At 60.1% G+C, this 15,630-nt stretch carries 21 protein-coding genes and 1 tRNA gene; 19 read left to right on the top strand and 3 right to left on the bottom strand.

Translation table 11 applies throughout. The features are described 5' to 3' along the window. Nucleotides 1-5: 5 nt before the first annotated feature. The 18 genes from D3Z90_RS04095 (at nucleotide 6) to D3Z90_RS04020 (ending at nucleotide 12,263) form a co-directional block, all read left to right on the top strand. Complete coding sequence (locus D3Z90_RS04095; protein WP_136474523.1) at nucleotides 6-341, top strand: hypothetical protein; 336 nt, start codon at nucleotides 6-8, stop codon at nucleotides 339-341. A 538-nt stretch (nucleotides 342-879) separates the two neighbouring features. Further along, on the top strand, nucleotides 880-1,131 hold the full coding sequence (locus tag D3Z90_RS04090; protein ID WP_136474522.1) for a hypothetical protein: 252 nt from the start codon (nucleotides 880-882) through the stop codon (nucleotides 1,129-1,131). After that, nucleotides 1,128-1,283 (top strand): hypothetical protein, encoded by a 156-nt coding sequence (locus tag D3Z90_RS26735; protein ID WP_168198433.1) that lies wholly within the window; start codon nucleotides 1,128-1,130, stop codon nucleotides 1,281-1,283. Before D3Z90_RS04090 ends, D3Z90_RS26735 begins: the two co-directional genes overlap by 4 nt. Further along, the gene (locus tag D3Z90_RS26730; RefSeq protein WP_168198432.1) at nucleotides 1,273-1,422 is read left to right on the top strand and encodes a hypothetical protein; all 150 of its coding nucleotides are present in this window, start codon (nucleotides 1,273-1,275) and stop codon (nucleotides 1,420-1,422) included. The genes D3Z90_RS26735 and D3Z90_RS26730 overlap by 11 nt, the downstream gene beginning before the upstream one ends. Beyond that, entirely contained in the window at nucleotides 1,419-1,763 is a 345-nt protein-coding gene (locus D3Z90_RS04085; RefSeq protein WP_136474521.1) for a hypothetical protein, read from the top strand. Before D3Z90_RS26730 ends, D3Z90_RS04085 begins: the two co-directional genes overlap by 4 nt. Before the next feature lie 126 nt (nucleotides 1,764-1,889). Next, nucleotides 1,890-2,657 carry a hypothetical protein gene (locus tag D3Z90_RS04080; RefSeq protein ID WP_136474520.1) on the top strand — a complete coding sequence of 256 codons (768 nt, stop codon included), beginning with the start codon at nucleotides 1,890-1,892 and terminating at the stop codon, nucleotides 2,655-2,657. 7 nt (nucleotides 2,658-2,664) lie between these two features. Continuing rightward, nucleotides 2,665-3,132 carry an HNH endonuclease gene (locus D3Z90_RS04075; protein ID WP_168198431.1) on the top strand — a complete coding sequence of 156 codons (468 nt, stop codon included), beginning with the start codon at nucleotides 2,665-2,667 and terminating at the stop codon, nucleotides 3,130-3,132. After that, nucleotides 3,132-4,814: a YqaJ viral recombinase family protein gene (locus tag D3Z90_RS04070; RefSeq protein WP_136474518.1), complete on the top strand. Its 1,683-nt coding sequence runs from the start codon at nucleotides 3,132-3,134 to the stop codon at nucleotides 4,812-4,814. The genes D3Z90_RS04075 and D3Z90_RS04070 overlap by 1 nt, the downstream gene beginning before the upstream one ends. A 15-nt stretch (nucleotides 4,815-4,829) precedes the next feature. Further along, nucleotides 4,830-5,030: a hypothetical protein gene (locus tag D3Z90_RS04065; RefSeq protein ID WP_136474517.1), complete on the top strand. Its 201-nt coding sequence runs from the start codon at nucleotides 4,830-4,832 to the stop codon at nucleotides 5,028-5,030. A 9-nt stretch (nucleotides 5,031-5,039) separates the two neighbouring features. After that, complete coding sequence (locus tag D3Z90_RS26725) at nucleotides 5,040-5,861, top strand: DNA translocase FtsK (RefSeq protein WP_168198430.1); 822 nt, start codon at nucleotides 5,040-5,042, stop codon at nucleotides 5,859-5,861. A 57-nt stretch (nucleotides 5,862-5,918) separates the two neighbouring features. After that, a complete protein-coding gene (locus tag D3Z90_RS04055; protein ID WP_136474516.1) occupies nucleotides 5,919-6,524 on the top strand; it encodes a DUF1566 domain-containing protein in 606 nt (201 codons plus the stop codon). A gap of 65 nt (nucleotides 6,525-6,589) precedes the next feature. After that, entirely contained in the window at nucleotides 6,590-7,198 is a 609-nt protein-coding gene (locus D3Z90_RS04050; protein ID WP_136474515.1) for a DUF1566 domain-containing protein, read from the top strand. A 55-nt stretch (nucleotides 7,199-7,253) separates the two neighbouring features. Next, nucleotides 7,254-7,610: a four helix bundle protein gene (locus D3Z90_RS04045; RefSeq protein WP_136474514.1), complete on the top strand. Its 357-nt coding sequence runs from the start codon at nucleotides 7,254-7,256 to the stop codon at nucleotides 7,608-7,610. A 202-nt stretch (nucleotides 7,611-7,812) separates the two neighbouring features. Then, complete coding sequence (locus D3Z90_RS04040) at nucleotides 7,813-8,967, top strand: RNA-directed DNA polymerase (RefSeq protein WP_136474513.1); 1,155 nt, start codon at nucleotides 7,813-7,815, stop codon at nucleotides 8,965-8,967. A 44-nt stretch (nucleotides 8,968-9,011) separates the two neighbouring features. Beyond that, on the top strand, nucleotides 9,012-10,823 hold the full coding sequence (locus tag D3Z90_RS04035) for a DNA cytosine methyltransferase (RefSeq protein ID WP_136474512.1): 1,812 nt from the start codon (nucleotides 9,012-9,014) through the stop codon (nucleotides 10,821-10,823). Nucleotides 10,824-10,983: 160 nt separating this feature from the next. Continuing rightward, the gene (locus D3Z90_RS04030; RefSeq protein WP_136474511.1) at nucleotides 10,984-11,820 is read left to right on the top strand and encodes an erythromycin esterase family protein; all 837 of its coding nucleotides are present in this window, start codon (nucleotides 10,984-10,986) and stop codon (nucleotides 11,818-11,820) included. 10 nt (nucleotides 11,821-11,830) lie between these two features. Then, nucleotides 11,831-12,040, top strand: coding sequence for a hypothetical protein (locus D3Z90_RS04025; RefSeq protein WP_136474510.1), 210 nt, complete (start codon nucleotides 11,831-11,833; stop codon nucleotides 12,038-12,040). 10 nt (nucleotides 12,041-12,050) lie between these two features. Further along, complete coding sequence (locus D3Z90_RS04020) at nucleotides 12,051-12,263, top strand: AlpA family transcriptional regulator (RefSeq protein WP_136474509.1); 213 nt, start codon at nucleotides 12,051-12,053, stop codon at nucleotides 12,261-12,263. Here D3Z90_RS04020 and D3Z90_RS04015 read toward each other — a convergent pair. From D3Z90_RS04015 to D3Z90_RS04005, 3 genes are all read right to left on the bottom strand, one after another. Further along, the gene (locus D3Z90_RS04015; RefSeq protein WP_136474508.1) at nucleotides 12,260-13,468 is read right to left on the bottom strand and encodes an integrase arm-type DNA-binding domain-containing protein; all 1,209 of its coding nucleotides are present in this window, start codon (nucleotides 13,466-13,468) and stop codon (nucleotides 12,260-12,262) included. The two genes, D3Z90_RS04020 and D3Z90_RS04015, sit on opposite strands and share 4 nt — an antisense overlap. Before the next feature lie 164 nt (nucleotides 13,469-13,632). After that, nucleotides 13,633-13,708: transfer RNA gene (locus D3Z90_RS04010), tRNA-Thr, on the bottom strand. A 63-nt stretch (nucleotides 13,709-13,771) separates the two neighbouring features. Continuing rightward, nucleotides 13,772-14,200: a pilin gene (locus tag D3Z90_RS04005; protein ID WP_136474507.1), complete on the bottom strand. Its 429-nt coding sequence runs from the start codon at nucleotides 14,198-14,200 to the stop codon at nucleotides 13,772-13,774. 219 nt (nucleotides 14,201-14,419) lie between these two features. Here D3Z90_RS04005 and D3Z90_RS04000 point away from each other — a divergent pair, with 219 nt between their 5' ends. Beyond that, the gene (locus tag D3Z90_RS04000) at nucleotides 14,420-15,628 is read left to right on the top strand and encodes a type II secretion system F family protein (RefSeq protein ID WP_136474506.1); all 1,209 of its coding nucleotides are present in this window, start codon (nucleotides 14,420-14,422) and stop codon (nucleotides 15,626-15,628) included. Nucleotides 15,629-15,630 lie beyond the last annotated feature (2 nt).

The raw sequence follows: 15,630 nt of genomic DNA, 5'->3' as shown, positions 1-15,630 counted from the left end.
TCTTCATGCGATGGAAGGCTTATGCAATTTTCCCAGCACTCATGGTTCTTGCTGCAAGCTCTGTCCATGCCGAGGGATTTGCCATTGCCGGGCAAGGAGCTCAGTCTTGCGGCAAGTATCTTGAACTGGAAAAGGAAGGCGACAAGCTGAACGGTCGCCTTGCGACTCTGTGGGTTCAGGGATTTCTAAGCGGGACGAATACTCAGCGCCACTGGGGTTCCGAGAGCATGAAAATTCAGCCAGACCCTGAGTCTATCCGTGCTTTTTTGACGAAGTACTGCACGGATAACCCCTTGGAGAACATCTACAGCGCCTCCATGGCTCTTGAAATGAAGCTATAGAGTTTCAGTCCAAGTACGAAGCCCGCCATAGAGCGGGCTTTTTTGTGTCAGGTCGCCCGCAAAATTCAGTGCGCTTAAAATATTTACTTAAGCACACTTGACCACGCTTTTTCAGTGCGCTTAAATTCGTTCATCCGAACAGCACACCGCTGAACGGATGGAAGCGAGCCGGCCTAACCGGTACAGGGGAAGCCTCACCCCGGGTGCGCAGCGTCGAGCACCGCATAAACGAGAGCCGACAGCATGCATGGCGTGGTCGGCTGTTGGGCTCTCAGGGCCCCCGAGATGAACCCTGGCATTTTTTGCCATGGTTCGGCCCAGCCCACCGTGGCGTGAAACGGAGGCTTGATCCACACCGCCTACCTTCGATTGGAGAAGCACCATGCCGAGGCTCACTTTGGGTGCATGGCTTTTTGTCGTTACTCCCCTCGCAGTCTTCGGCGTTTCCATGTGGTTTCTGGTGGAAGCACTGACGACCTGATTGCGCTGGTTGGCCTTCCACCGAGGGCCAGACAGGGAATCAACCGAGGAAACCACCATGTTCAACCAGACTGCCCTTCCCCTTTTCAACGAACGAGTTCGCAAGGTGCTGGAGACGCCGCCGGTTGACCTGGTGGCGACCGAAAGCGAACTCTGCTACGCCGCTGGCATGGCGGCTTATGCTCTGGCCCGTGGCGATATCGGCCATGAAGAACACAAACTGATGAACATGCGCATCGACATGGCGCGGTTCAGTGTTCTCGCCCGCACCCTGCGCCAGGAACGTATCGAACGAGTGACGCGGCAGTGACCGCCCACGATATGTGGCTCGACCCGCCCGACCTGGACGACGAGCCGGAACCCTTCGAAGACGATGCCGAACCGGACGTTTACCCGTTCGAGGCCGGCGACTGGCGCTCTGATGAGCGCTGCATCCAGCTGGAGCGCCGCTATGACCAGTAAATGCCGGGCGGTCATCGCCCCAACAATCCCCGGACTGATCAGAGCCCTGCAATCGCAGGGCTTTTTTCTGGTCACCGATCTGCCAAAGCAAATCAACATCGAGGTGCGCCGGAACATGCTTGTTGTGAGGTTTCCATGAGCGAATTCCTTCCCGCTATTGGCTCGACCGTGCGGATCGTGAAGATCGGCCTACCGATCTGGCCTGATGCTGAGCAGTTCATCGGCGCCGACTGCACGCTCTGCGCCACGTTTAAAACCGGCGATACGCTGATGGTCGCCGTGGAGCATCAAGAAGAAGGCATTTGTTGCTGCTTCCGGGCTGAAATGGTTCGAACGCCGCAGCAGGTTGAAGCAGAGCAACGGGAGGAATTTATCCGAGACGCGGTCTTCTCGACCGACTCCGCCATCCCGGTCGAAATGCGAATAGCGGCATTCGGCGAGCTGTACGACCTTGGCTACCGCGCGCCGCTTCGGCCATGACCACCATCCAACGCCGGCGCCGCGCCATCTGATCTGGCGCGGCGCCTTCAATTCCCTCCTTGGCTGGACCGGTTGGCTTGTGCTGATCGGGCTGGCTGACGCTATTACCCGACAGGAACCCCGCTCATGAGCGATCTTGCAGTCAAACAGACATTCAGCCTGGCCCCGCAGAACCTCGACGAAGCTTTGAAGTTCGCCGACTACCTGGCCAACTCCGACATCGTCCCTAAGGACTTCCAGCGCAAGCCGGCCAACATCCTGGTGGCTGTGCAGTGGGGCATGGAACTGGGCCTGCAGCCGATGCAAGCCATGCAAAGCATCGCGGTCATCAACGGTCGCCCTTCCCTTTGGGGTGACGCGGTGATCGCCTTGGCCCGCAGTTCGCCACTGTGCGAGTACATCACCGAAACCGACGACGGCGAGACCGCCACCTGCCGCGCCAAGCGCCGCGGTGAGGAAGAACAGGTCCGCACATTCAGCATGACCGACGCCAAGTTGGCCGGCCTGGCTGGTAAGTCAGGCCCCTGGAGCCAGTACCCCAAGCGGATGCGGCAGATGCGTGCTCGAGCATTCGCTTTGCGCGACGTCTTCCCCGATGTGCTGCGCGGCATGCCCGTTGCCGAGGAAGTCCAGGACATCCCAACCGAGCGCGAGCTCAACCAGGCACACGTCCGCAAGGCCGATGAGCCGAAGCAGTTGCCGGCCTACCCCGACAGCAAGCTCGACGAAAACGCGGACAAGTGGCGCGGGATGATCGCGCAGGGCCGCACCAGCCCCGAACACCTGCTGGTCAACCTCACCAGCAAGTACACCGTCACCCCTGAGCAAGAAGAGCGCATCCGCGCCTTGGCCCCCATCGAAGGAGAAGCCACCGATGCCGAGCAGGCCGGATAGAGATCAGGTGGCAGCACTTCTGGATTATGAGCCTGCCACCGGCGTTTTGACCTGGAAATCGCCTCCGCCAACCCATCCAAAGCTTCTCAATCTGCCAGCGGGATCGACCACCACGGGTTATGTGCTGGTGAAGATTGATGGTCGGAAGTACAAGGGCCACCACCTTGCATGGCTGCTTATGCATGGTGAGTGGCCAGAGAAAGAGATCGACCACCGCAACGGGCAGCCAATGGATAACCGCATCGACAACCTGCGGCTTGCCACCCCAGCACAGAACCAAGCCAACAAGGCAAGGCGCACAGGCAAGCAATTTGCCAAGGGTGTGCGCCTGCTTCCAAGCGGAAAATTCAATGCGCGGATCAAGGTGAAGGGAGTGCTTCTTAGCTTGGGCGCTTTCCCTACCGAGCTAGAAGCATCGGATGCCTACATGACCGCCGCACGTCATCACTACGGTGAATTTGCGAGGAAAGACTGATGAAAGTTCACAACGTTATCCAGGGTTCTGTGGAATGGCACGCCCTTCGCTCCAGCTACTTCACCGCTTCGGAGGCGCCCGCGATGATGGGCGCTTCGAAGTACCAAACCCGCAACGACCTGCTGGCCATGAAGAAGACCGGAATCGTTCCGGACGTCACGCCACAGCAGCAGGCCATCTTCGACCGTGGCCACGCTACCGAAGAGTTGGCCCGGCCCCTGGTCGAGGACATGATCGGTGAAGAGCTCTACCCAATCGTCGGTACCAGCGGCAACCTGCTGGCCTCGATGGACGGGGCCACGATGATGGGCGACACCCTGTTCGAGCACAAACTGTGGAACGAGAAGGTGGTTGCACAGATCCGCGCTGGCGATCTGGAGGCCCATTATTACTGGCAGCTTGAACAGCAGCTGCTTGTCAGCGGCGCCGAACGGGTCATCTTCGTGTGCTCCGATGGCACGCAGGAGAAGTTCGCTCACCTGGAATACCAGCCTGTGGCAGGTCGGCGTGAACAACTTGTAGCTGGCTGGGCCCAGTTCGAGGAAGACCTCGGCAACTTCGAAGTAAAGGAAGCCAAGGTCGAGGTTATCGGCGCTGCCCCTGATCAACTGCCGGCGCTGCGCATCGACGTAACAGGCATGGTCACCGCCAGTAACCTGGACGCCTTCAAGTCCCATGCTTTGGCTGTGATCGGCAGCATCAACACCGAGCTGTCCACTGACAAGGACTTTGCGGACGCTGATGCCACCGTTAAATGGTGCGGCGAAGTGGAAGACAAGCTCAAGGCAGCCAAGGAGCACGCCTTGAGCCAAACCGAGAGCATCGACGTGCTGTTCAAGGCGATCGATGACATCACAGCGGAAACCCGGCGCAAGCGTCTTGAGCTGGAAAATCTGGTTAAGGCACGCAAGGAAAGCATCCGTACCGATATCGTCATGGATGCGGCCAAGGCCTTGAAGGCGCACATCGACCAAATCGACGGCACCCTGGGTGGTCGCATCCGCATGCCGCGCGTTGCTGCTGACTTCGCTGGCGCAATCAAGGGCAAGAAGTCGGTTTCCAGCCTTCAGGAAGCAGCCGACGCCGAACTGGCCCGGGCGAAGATCGAGGCCAGCCGGATAGCCGACGGCATCCGCGTCAACCAGGCGACCATGAACGATCTGGCGAAGGACCATAAATTCCTGTTCCACGACTTCCAAGAGCTGGTGCTCAAGGCCAATGACGACCTGGTCCCGCTGATCAAGGTTCGAATCGACGAGCATGAAAAGGAACAGGCCGAGCTCAAGCGTCAGCAAGATGAGAAAGCGGAACAGCAACGCCAACAGGAAGAACTGCGGAAGCAACAGGCAGCAGAGCAAGTCGCGCAGCAGTCTGCTCAAGAGCCAGTGCAGGAAAAACCGGTGACGCAACAGGCCGTCGACCCTGCCCCAACTGCCACGCCGATCACCAGCGCAGCGCCAGCAGTCCAGCAATCAACCGACGACGGCCAGCGCATCAAGCTGGGCGATATCGTTGCCCGCTTGGGCTTCGCGCTTACTGCTGACTTCCTTCACACGCTTGGCTTCCTGCCAGCCGAGGTGAAGGCCGGCGCCAAGCTGTACCGCGCCAGCGACTTCCCACTCATCTGTGCCGCCCTTATCCAGCACATCCAGGCAGTTCAGGCAGAGCGAGCCGCTGCCTGATCAGGAGCGCAGCCCATGGCCAGCCAAACCGTTGAAGAGCTTTACGACCGCGTCGAAGAATTCCAATCCCTGCTTGCCGCCGCCGAGCTTCATGCCGACGGCGCTTGGGAAAACGAGTTCGTCGAAAACCTGCGGGCCCACTTCAAGCGCCACGGCCCGCGCACCCTTTTGAGCGTTCACCAGCAGAAGAAGCTGGAACAGATCGCCAAGTACTGAGGAACCCTCATGAAAGTAGAACACCGAGAAGCAATCGAACGCGCCAAGTTGCACGGCGTTGAACCCATGGTGCTGGCTCATCAGTTGATGGTGCGCGACATGGTCGAAGCCGCGCTCTTTGAGCTGCGCAACATCAAGGTGCCGTTTGGGCGCCTGGGCGAGGACGAGCAGCAAGAGGTGATCGACCGCCTCACCGAGCAGGCTGAAAAGGTCGTCTGGACGGCGGTTGGCATCATCAGTTCGCGCAGCGTGGACACCATCCCGGTGACCGTTGTAGATGCGAAGTTCAAGGCGAAGGCCATCACGGTGACCGCCGCGATTGATGCCCAAGACCCAAACCGGCATGGCCTCATCGATGTTGCCGGCAAGCTTTGCCTGCTGGTGCTGGCCCCGAATGACTACAACGAGGGTATCGATGGCATCCGCGCTGAGCGTGATCAACGGGAGCTGCCGCTGAGCGCCGGCGCCATCGCCGAAGCCATGTATCGGGACCGCCGCAACACGCCCATGCAGGAAGATGAGCCAGAGGCTCAGGCAGTTGACCTGGATCCGACACCCCAAACCGCTCCAGCCACTGGCGATGTAGCGATAAGCAAGGAGTTCGGAGACTTCGACTACGACGATGCCAAGCAACTGATCGTGCTCAAGGCCAGCGGCAAGCCCTTCAAGGCTCACTGGGTGCAGAGCCGTCTGGCCGTCAGTAGCGAACAAGCAACCACCCTCCTGCTGCGCCTGCTCGATGACCAGGTCATCACCGTAGAAACCGAAGGTGAGACGGCGCTCGACCACAGCTACAAGGTCAGCGCCACGCTGGAAGAAGTTGTGGCTTAACCGTCCCTACACCGCAGGCGCCGAAAGGCGCCTTTTTCATGTCCTGAGGAAACCTCCATGTCCAAACCTGAAATGATCACCCTTAAGTACGGCGACGCCACGATCAAGATGCCGTCGTCCCATCTGGCGAAGGTCGCAATTGCCAGCGTGTTTGCTCAGGTGCTACCGCCAGCGGCCAGCGTTCAGCCGATCGCGCAGACCGATATCCCTGCTATCGGCAAGCCTTGGCCCGGTCAGGGCGGCATCAACGGCGGACTGGTCGCAGCCCGCGGCGACGTGCCGGAGCATTACCTGATCATTGCCATCGAAGACGCTGGTAGCCATGAATGGGGGCGCCGCGGCGAAGCCTCTGGGGCTACGAGCAAAACCGATGGTTTGGCCAATAGCGCGGTCCTGCTGGAGGAAGGCAGCCATCCTGCCGCCAAGGCTGCGAGCAACTACACCGCCGACAACCATAACGACTTCTACCTACCTGCCGCTGCGGAGCTGTACCGGGGCTGGGTGAACTGCCCTGAGGTGTTCGCCCAGGACTGCTACTACTGGTCGTCTTCGCAGCGCTCCGCCTACTACGCATTCGGCTTGTACTTCGATGGTGGCCTTCAGGACAGCCGCGTCAAGGACCTCGAGCTCCGCGTCCGCCCCGTCCGCAGGTTGTTCATTTAATCCTTCATTCATTCGAACAGAGGCGCATCAGCGCCTTTTTTGTTGCCTTCAGAAAGGAACATCACATGAGCGCAGTAGAGAAATTGGCAGTACAGCTTCCCGAAATCGGCCAGCCCTTCGGTGGCGGCTTCTTCTCTGGCATCACCGTCGAGAACGGTCAGCGCTTCGCCAACATCACCGCTGGTGCCGCGCATGAACTGACCGGCGAATGGGGCGAATGCGGCGTGAAGATCGACGGCGCCGACAGCTTCACCGATAGCCGCGCCAACACGGAGGCCATGGCCGCGTCCGGCAGCGAGCTGGCACAGAAGGTCCTGGCCCTGAATATCGGCGGATTCACTGACTGGGCGATCCCAGCCCGCGACGTGCAGGAATTGCAATATCGCCACCTCAAGCCGACCAGCCGTGAAAACTACTGCTGGAACCGCGATGGTGACAACCCCAGTAGCCTGCCGGTGGGCCTGCTGTACACCAAGGAGTCGCCGACTAAGACCCTGGTGCCGGGCTTTGCTGAAGGTGAGCCAGAAGCCTTCCAGATCGACTGGTACTGGTCGTCTTCGCAGCGCTCCGCCTACAGCGCATTCTACATGCTCTTCGATGATGGCGGTCAGGACAGCAGCGGCAAGTACGGCGAGCTCCGCGTCCGCCCCGTCCGCAGGTCGCTTATTGATTAATTCGTTCATTTAATCCGGCCGCTTGCGGCCGGTTGCTGTTTGGAGGTTTTCCGCAATGGGAATGCACACCAGCCTGCCAATCCACAAGGTCGCCTTTGACCTGCTGAACTTGGCGCTCGACCTGACACGAAACATCCCGCGCGACTTCAAGACATTACTCGGCGCTAAGTTGCGTGACGAATGCCTGGAGGTAATGGTTCTGATTGGTCGGGCCAACATGGCAGCCGATAAGCGACCTGCTTTGGTGGCGCTCGTAGAACGGGTTCAGGTGATCGAGTACCTGGTGCGCGTTCTCAAGGAAAAACGCTTCATCAGTATCCCGCAACACGCATCAGCCATTGCACTAACCACGTCTATCGGCAAACAGGCCAACGCCTGGAAGCGTTCCACCCCAGCCGCGCCCGCTACCTGAGAGTTACGGCTTTCTGGTCTGTGCGAATTGAACCTGGTCGTGCCGCTGACCTTTGGTCACCGCCATGCGCACCCTGGATACCACCGGTCTAAAGCGTCCGTGTAGGTCCAGCGCAGTTTGCCCGTTGAATATTCGATAGGCCGACGTAGATAGCACGACAGGTCGCAGCGCTCCGCCAACAACGCATTCAACATGAACTTCGATGATGGCAATCAGAACAACAACGACAAGAACAACGAGCTCCGCGTCCGCCCCGTCCGCAGCTTCAACGCCCTACCCGTTCAGCGATCTGGTCCAGGCCTATTACGACTGCCGGCGTTCCAAGCGCAACAGCGCCAGTGCCCTGGCTTTCGAGATGGATCTGGAGCGGAACCTGACGGCGCTACACAGCGACCTGATAACCGGCCAATACCGGCCAGGCCGCTCAATATGTTTTGTGGTCACCCGGCCAAAGGCCCGCGAGGTGTGGGCCGCCGACTTCCGCGACCGCATCGTGCACCACCTGCTGTACAACCACATTGGCCCACGGATCGAGCGCAGCTTTATAGCGGACAGCTGCGCCTGTATCCGAGAGCGTGGCACGCTGTACGCCGCGAAGCGCCTTGAGTCGAAGATCCGCAGCCAGACGCAGAATTGGTCGAGGCCAGCCTTCTATCTGAAGTGCGACCTGGCCAACTTCTTCGTAGCCATCGACAAGCGTGTGCTGGCCGGCCAACTGTCGGCCAGGATCGTCGATCCCTGGTGGCGGGCCCTGGCTCTGCAGGTGCTAATGCACGATCCGCGCACCGACTACCAAGTTCGGAGCCCGGCGCACCTGTTCAACCGGGTTCCGCAGCACAAGCGTCTGACCGCACAGCCTGCGCATCTCGGCCTACCTATAGGCAACCTGTCGTCGCAGTTCTTCGCCAACGTCTACCTCGACGCCCTGGACCAGTTCTGCAAGCACCGGCTCGGCGTCAAGCACTACGTCCGGTACGTCGACGACTTTGTGCTGCTGCATGAATCAGCCCAACAGTTGAACGCCTGGAAGGCCGAGATCGAAGCCTTCCTACCGAAGCTGGGCGCCAGGCTCAACCCGTCGAAGACGATCCTGCAACCCATCGACCGTGGTATCGACTTTGTCGGGCATGTGATCAAGCCATGGCGGCGCACAACCCGGAAGCGGTCAGTAGCCCAGGCGATGAAGCGCACTACGCAAGTATCCACCGAGCAGCTGCGCGAGACCGCCAACAGCTACTTCGGCCTATTCACCCAGGCCAGTCACAGCCAGAAGGATCGTGCTGCGCTCGCCAATCTGGTGCTTCAGCGCGGACACGTAGTCAACGGCGAACTGACTAAGACCTACCAGAAGCGATAACCCTCAACGCCAATGAATCACGCCGCCCTCGGCGAGGAACGCCCATGTCTGCATTTCAGAAAAAACCCACTTTCGATTTCAAAACCCAGTACGGCCTGGGCCTCGACCCGCAAGATGACGAGATCGTGGTCGACTTCTTCTGCGGTGGTGGCGGCGCCGGTACCGGCCTTGAGATGGGCCTGGGTCGCCCGGTGACGGTGGCCAAGAACCACAACCCGGCGGCGATCAGCATGCACACCGCCAATCACCCGCACGCCCGGCACTACACCACCGATGTGTTCGAGGGTGATCCTGACGAAGAATGCGGCAGCCGCCCTGTAGGCTGGTTTCACATGAGCCCGGATTGCACTCATCACAGTCAGGCCGCAGGCGGTCAGCCACGCAAGCGCGAGATCCGCAACCTGTCTTGGATCGGCTTGAAGTGGGGAGGCAAGAAGAAGCCCCGGGTGATCAGCCTGGAAAACGTGAAGCAGATCCTGCAATGGGGCCCACTGGTTGCTAAGCGCGACAAAGTTACCGGCCGCGTGATGAAGCTGGACGGAACCGTAGCTGCGCCCGGCGAGTACGTCCCCGTGAACCAGCAATTCCTGATACCAAACCCAAAGCGCCGCGGCATCACCTGGCGCCGCTTTGTGCAACTGCTCGAAGGGATGGGTTACCAAGTCGAATGGCGCATCATCAAGGCCTGCGACTTCGGTGCACCGACCAGCCGGGAACGGCTGTTCATGATCGCCCGTTGCGATGGCCAGCCAATCGTCTGGCCCGAGCCAACCCACGCGCAGAAGCCTACCAAGGGTCAGCAGAAGTGGCGGACTGCCGCGGAGTGCATCGACTGGACCGTGCCGAGCAAAAGCATCTTCGGCAGGAAAAAGGACCTGGCCGCGGCCACCCTTCGCCGGGTAGCCAAGGGAATGAAGAAGTTCGTCCTCGATAACCCGCAACCTTTCATCGTGCCGATCGCGAACTGGTCCGGGGAAAGTGTGCAGTCCGCGTATGAGCCGCTTCGAACTGTCACCTCATGGCCTCGAGGCGGATCATTCGCCATGGCAAGCCCGATTATGGTCGGGGCTGGCGGTCCGATGTATGCCGGCAAGCCAGTACCATCTGATCAGCCTATCGGCACCCTAATGACCCAAAGCCATCGCGCCGTAGCCACCGCATTTATGGCCCAAGCCAATGGTGGGTTCAATACTACTCATGCAAAGGGCATGGACGAACCCATGACCACGGTCACCAATACCGGCAGCCAGCAACAACTGGTCAGCGCGAACCTGGTTCACCTGCGCGGAAACTGCGATGCGCGGGACCTGGGCCTCCCACTCCACACCATCAGCGCTGGCGGCACCCATCACGGGTTGATAACCGCCTTCATGGAACGCTCATTTGGCGCCAGCGTTGGACAGCAGCTCGATGAACCAGCGCCAACGGTGACTGCTGGTGGTGGAGGAAAGAGTTCGTTGGTTGAGCTGAAGCTATCTCCCGAGCATCAGGCAGGCGCTCTGCGCGTCGCGGCATTCCTGATCAGCTACTACGGGGCCGAGAACGTCAGCGGTGCCGACCAGCCTTCACCCACGATCACCACCAAGGACCGTCTCGCTCTGGTGACCGTCCACGTCAAAGGCACGCCGTATGTGATCGTTGATATCTGCCTGCGCATGCTGCAGCCGCACGAGCTGTACCGGGCCCAGGGCTTCCCGGCCGACTACATCATCGACAAGGGCGCCGACGGCAAGCCGTTCACCAAGACCGAGCAGGTGCATATGTGCGGCAACAGCGTCAGTCCGCCGCCGATGGCAGCGCTGGCCAGGGCCAACGATCCGTGGAAAGTTGCCGAGCAGCAGGCGGAGGCCGCATGACCGCCCTTTACCGAACCACCGAGGTGCGCCGCCCTGGCGCGCCAATGCCCTTCCTTGAGCTGAACCCGACCTGCGAGTACTGCGGCCGGCATCGCTCATGCGGTAACCACCGTGCCTGCTCGAAGAAACGACAGGCCAAACATCAAGCGGAGAGACGAGCATGAGCAACACCGAACAGATCGTCAGCGATAATCAACGTGAATGGCTGAAGACCATGGCTGACGCGATCCAGCACGCAGATGGCAAGCCTATGCCGGTAGACCCAGTTGTCGCCGACCTGCTGCGCACCCTTATCTCCCAGCCAGCCGCCCAGCACCAGGGCGAGCCGGTGGCGCTGCCTGAGCGCAAGAGCCATGTGCATCAGGGTCTATCTCATACGGATGCCAAGGCAGACGGCTGGAACGCCTGCCTCGATGAAATCGCAAAACTTGGCCCGCTCTACACCCACGCCGATCCTGGAGAGGTTGAACAGCTCCGAAGCAATCTGCGGCAATGGCTTGACGTCGATGCCGATCGGCTTGAAGTCATGGGCAGGATGCGCGCAGAGCGCGACCAGCTGCAGGCGGCCTTCAACGAGTGGGTCGACAAGAGCCAATGGGCCCGGAAAGGGGCGAAGGCTGAAGAACTTGGCAAGCACCTGGCCGACGTGATCAAGCAGCGTTTCGACCGGATGCGCGCCATCTGCGTCCATCTGCAGGCCGACCTTACGGCGCGGGATGAAGAGCTCGACCGCGCACGTGAGCTTCTGCAATCCATGGTCTACGACTACCGGACGGTTGTGCAGGCCGGGTACGACAGGATCACTGCACTTGGCAGCGATTGCGACAGCGTGACCAAAATGCTGGCCGATAACCCGAACTACCAGAAGGCGCTGGCCATGCTGCTGCCAGACCTTGAAATCCGTCCGGAAGAGCGCGGTACGCCGGAAACCGAACCTTGCTCAAGTTGCGGAACACCGGGATGGACCGGAGCCTGCAGCAAATGCGTTCCTTACTGAGGCCTTACCCATGAAACCAATTGCCGTCTTCTGGGCCTGTCTCACAGCGGCAGCCTTTGCCTTCCTCATCGGCGTAGTCCTCACCATCTACGCCACAAACCAACGAATCACGCAGGCCGATGAACAACACCCACCACCTGCTGGCGAGCAGTTCAGCGAAGGGCCGGTGCTGGCCAGGCTGCCACGCACCAACACCAACCACATCCGTTACATCTTCTGAGAGGTCACCTATGAACGCTGCAAAAATCCCGGATGACGTTGAGTTCATCAAGATCGCTGAGGTTCGACGCATCACCGGCCTTGGCACCAGCACCATCTATGAGCGGATGCTGGCCAAGGAGTTTCCAGGGCAGGTGAAGCTGGGGCCCAAGGCTGTGGCCTGGATCAAGTCCGAGGTGCAAGCCTGGGTCAAGGAGCGCATCAGCGCTTCCCGCCCTGGCTAGTCCACCATCAGGCTGTCCAGGTAGTCGGCCCATTCCTGCATCATCACCCTGCGCTGCTCCACGAACTCAGCATGGTTGTACGAATCGCCAATGTGCGAGAGCTGAGCATCGATCCACTTCTCGTTGTATCCCATCTCATTCAAGGCGGTAGAGATCGTTCCACGGATTCCGTGGCCGGTAAGCCTCCCCTTGTACCCCATCCGTGAAACGGCTGAATTGACAGTGCCATCACTTATCGGCTTGCGCGGGTCATTGCGACCCGCGATAAGCAGCCGATATCGGCCAGTCAGCTGGTGCACACGCTTTGCTTCTTCCACGGCCTGCCGCGACAGCGGGACCAGGTACGGTGGAATCTCCCCGCTTTTCGTTCGAACCCTCTTTTGCAACTGCTTGACGATCCCGGCAGGGATTGACCACAGCCCATCCTCGAAGTCGAACTGATCAACTGTTGCGCTCCGGAGCTCTATTGTCCGGACGCCGGTCAGTAACAGCAGCCGGATGGCGCTCCGAACGTACTCGGCGCACTTGAAGTCGCGCAGCACGATCAAGAACTCTTTCAGTTCATCCCGCCGCAGGTATGGGTTGTGCTGAACTGGTGGTTCAGGCTGGGCCACGATGTCCAGGTCAGCCGCTGGGTTCATGTCGAGTAAACCCTCGGCCATCCCGTACCGGAATATCTCGTTGAGCCAGGACCGGCACTTGCGGGCAGAGTTCAGGGCGCCGCGGCGTTCGACCCTGCGCATGGCCGCTAGTACATCGCCGCGCTTCACCTGGGCAATAGGCGTCTTGCCCAGCTCGGGGATCAGGTCCTTGTCCAGGTAGAAGCGCGCCTGCACTGCAGCGCCCTTGCGGGCTGCGGACCAGCGCGGCAACTTGAACTCATGCCAGCGGTTGGCCACCGCCTCAAAGGTATTTTCCTGATGTACTGCCGCTTCTGCCTTCGCTTGCCGGCGCTCGGTGCGCGGGTCAATCCCCTTGGCCACCAGCGACCTTGCCTCGTCTCGGCGCTCCCGCGCATCCCGCAAGCCTATCTCTGGATAGGTGCCCAGCGATATGCGCGCCTGCTTCCCGTGCCAGCTGAACCGGAAGTGCCAAGACTTGGTACCGCCTTCGGCGATGTACAGGAACAGGCCGTCCCCGTCCTTGAGCGTGTATGGCTTTTCTTTGGGCTTGGCCTGCCTGGCCGCTGTGTCTGTGATAGGCATTTAGTACATCACCTGAGCACTCGAATCTAGGATGTGCTGCGTAATGTACTAAAAAAGAATGGAATGTACCGGAAGAATTCGGAATATACCGGACAAAAGAAAACCGCCAAGTGGCGGTTTCTATGGGGTTTCCGGAACCTGCTGGGCCTTCCCGGAAATGTACATGGTGCCGGAGACAGGAATCGAACCTGCGACCTTCGCGTTACGAGTGCGCTGCTCTACCAACTGAGCTACACCGGCGTGGAACCAACGCTACCACTGCCGAGTCGCTTGCGCAATTCACTGTTTAATAACAGGTATTGATCACTTCTGTGCGGCGCTTTCTGCAGGTTTGCAGCCAGCCGGGGCAAGGTCTTCTTCCAGGGTGCTGGTGCAGGCCCAGCCCGCGGCCGAGCGGGTCAGGCTGAGGGTTTTGCCGGCGGCGGTGGCCGGGGCGTCGACCAGGGTGCAGACGATGCTGCCCACGCCGGTGGCTGCGGTGCCGGTGGCGGTGATGGCGCAGTTGCTGGTGGTGGCCTGGCCGCCCAGGGCGGTTACGTCGGTGATGTCTTTGCCTTGGTTGATGCGCACGTCAAAGGGGGTTTTCAAGGCGGAGATTTCCACCAGGGCAGCGGTGGCTTTGGTGCGTACCTGGTGGTTGGTGTACATGGGTAAGGCGATGGTCGCCAGGATGCCGATGATTGCTACGACGATCATCAGTTCGATCAAGGTAATGCCGCGTTGCCCTTTCATGGACGTTGTTCCTCGCAATTTCAGTTCCGGTCGGTGGCGTTCAGGGCCGGCCACCAACAGACGCGCCAGTAGGCCCGAATAGACACCTTTTGTCACCCTGCGCCGGTTATTCGTTGATGCCGGCTCGACTACTCTAGTGAGCAGCGGGCAGCTCTGCTCGCTGCACCGGTCTCGAAGCTGTTTCGGGGTTTGTGCAGGCCACGCAGCAAGGATGTCGCGATGACCGAAAAAACCTATAGCTACCACTGGCAAGGCACCACGGCACAAGGGGCGCGCATAAGCGGTGAATGCCGCGAGCGCAGCCCTGCCCTGCTGCGCGCAGGGTTACGTAAACGCGGTATTCGGCCGGTAAGGGTCGAGCGGGTGCATGCCAGGCTTTGGCGCAGGCGTAGCACATTGGGTACTGGTGAGTTGTGTCAGTTCAGTCGCCAGCTTGCCAGTTTGATGTGTTCGGGTGTGGCGCTGTTGCAGGCGCTTGAGGTGATCGCCCAAAGCAGCAGTAACGCGGCGCTGATCACTCTGATAGCAGCGCTTAAAACGGATATTGGCGCCGGCGCCAATCTGGCGGATGCCTTGCGCAAACATCCTCGTTACTTCGATGCGCTGTACTGCAATCTGGTGGCCACCGGGGAGCAGTCCGGCAGCCTGGAGAGCGTGCTCGAACACGTTGCCCGCTTGCAGGAGCAACGCCAGGCTATGGCTGCTCGGTTGAAAAAGGCCATGACCTATCCGCTGATTGTGCTGCTGACGGGGTTGGGGGTTTCCAGCTTGTTGTTGCTGGAGGTTGTGCCGCAGTTTCAGGCGATGTTCAGTGGTTTTGGTGCAGAGCTGCCGGCGTTTACGCGGGGTGTAATCGCCTTGTCTGACTGGTTGGGGCGTTACCTGGGTTGGTTGTTGCTGTCTGCGGTCGCCGGGCTATGGGGGTTGCGTCAGGCGTATCGGCGGCAACCGGGGTTTCGTCTTGGCTGTTTGCGCTTGGCGCTGAAGCTGCCGGTGCTGGGGGCGTTGTTGAGCAACGCGGCATTAGCGCGTTTTGCTCGCACGCTGTCGACGTCGTTTGCCGCCGGGGTGCCGTTGGTGGAGGCGTTAGGGCCGGTGGCCGCTGCCTGTGGCAATCCATTGTATGAGCAAGCGGTGCTGCGCCTGCGCAAGCATCTGGCCGGTGGGCAGTCGTTGAGTCGGGCGATGGCGGGCAGTGATTTGTTTCCGCGCTTGATGCAACAGATGTGCGCCATTGGCGAGACAGGCGGCACGCTGGACGATATGCTCGCCAGAGTCGCCAGCCATTATGAAAGCGCGGTCGAACGCTCGCTCGACAACCTGGCCAGCCTGCTCGAACCTATGATCGTGTTGATTCTCGGGGTGCTGGTGGGCAGCCTGGTGATCGCCATGTACCTGCCAATCTTTCAGTTGGGTAGTGTGATCTGAAC

Origin of the sequence: Pseudomonas sp. DG56-2 (genome assembly GCF_004803755.1) — a bacterium.
In the GTDB taxonomy this organism is placed as follows: Bacteria; Pseudomonadota; Gammaproteobacteria; order Pseudomonadales; family Pseudomonadaceae; genus Aquipseudomonas; species Aquipseudomonas auratipiscis.
The sequence above is the reverse complement of the archived record's forward strand: the minus strand, read 5'-3'. Positions and strand labels throughout refer to the sequence as shown.

Coding starts and splice junctions, on each gene's coding strand:
- D3Z90_RS04025 (WP_136474510.1), top strand. CDS start 11,831: ATGAAACCAATTGCCGTCTTCTGGGCCTGTCTCACAGCGGCAGCCTTT.
- D3Z90_RS26730 (WP_168198432.1), top strand. CDS start 1,273: ATGACCAGTAAATGCCGGGCGGTCATCGCCCCAACAATCCCCGGACTG.
- D3Z90_RS04085 (WP_136474521.1), top strand. CDS start 1,419: ATGAGCGAATTCCTTCCCGCTATTGGCTCGACCGTGCGGATCGTGAAG.
- D3Z90_RS04005 (WP_136474507.1), bottom strand. CDS start 14,200: ATGAAAGGGCAACGCGGCATTACCTTGATCGAACTGATGATCGTCGTA.
- D3Z90_RS04055 (WP_136474516.1), top strand. CDS start 5,919: ATGTCCAAACCTGAAATGATCACCCTTAAGTACGGCGACGCCACGATC.
- D3Z90_RS04040 (WP_136474513.1), top strand. CDS start 7,813: ATGATGGCAATCAGAACAACAACGACAAGAACAACGAGCTCCGCGTCC.
- D3Z90_RS04070 (WP_136474518.1), top strand. CDS start 3,132: ATGAAAGTTCACAACGTTATCCAGGGTTCTGTGGAATGGCACGCCCTT.
- D3Z90_RS04095 (WP_136474523.1), top strand. CDS start 6: ATGCGATGGAAGGCTTATGCAATTTTCCCAGCACTCATGGTTCTTGCT.
- D3Z90_RS04015 (WP_136474508.1), bottom strand. CDS start 13,468: ATGCCTATCACAGACACAGCGGCCAGGCAGGCCAAGCCCAAAGAAAAG.
- D3Z90_RS04035 (WP_136474512.1), top strand. CDS start 9,012: ATGTCTGCATTTCAGAAAAAACCCACTTTCGATTTCAAAACCCAGTAC.
- D3Z90_RS04090 (WP_136474522.1), top strand. CDS start 880: ATGTTCAACCAGACTGCCCTTCCCCTTTTCAACGAACGAGTTCGCAAG.
- D3Z90_RS04065 (WP_136474517.1), top strand. CDS start 4,830: ATGGCCAGCCAAACCGTTGAAGAGCTTTACGACCGCGTCGAAGAATTC.
- D3Z90_RS04050 (WP_136474515.1), top strand. CDS start 6,590: ATGAGCGCAGTAGAGAAATTGGCAGTACAGCTTCCCGAAATCGGCCAG.
- D3Z90_RS04020 (WP_136474509.1), top strand. CDS start 12,051: ATGAACGCTGCAAAAATCCCGGATGACGTTGAGTTCATCAAGATCGCT.
- D3Z90_RS04045 (WP_136474514.1), top strand. CDS start 7,254: ATGGGAATGCACACCAGCCTGCCAATCCACAAGGTCGCCTTTGACCTG.
- D3Z90_RS04000 (WP_136474506.1), top strand. CDS start 14,420: ATGACCGAAAAAACCTATAGCTACCACTGGCAAGGCACCACGGCACAA.
- D3Z90_RS26725 (WP_168198430.1), top strand. CDS start 5,040: ATGAAAGTAGAACACCGAGAAGCAATCGAACGCGCCAAGTTGCACGGC.
- D3Z90_RS04030 (WP_136474511.1), top strand. CDS start 10,984: ATGAGCAACACCGAACAGATCGTCAGCGATAATCAACGTGAATGGCTG.
- D3Z90_RS04080 (WP_136474520.1), top strand. CDS start 1,890: ATGAGCGATCTTGCAGTCAAACAGACATTCAGCCTGGCCCCGCAGAAC.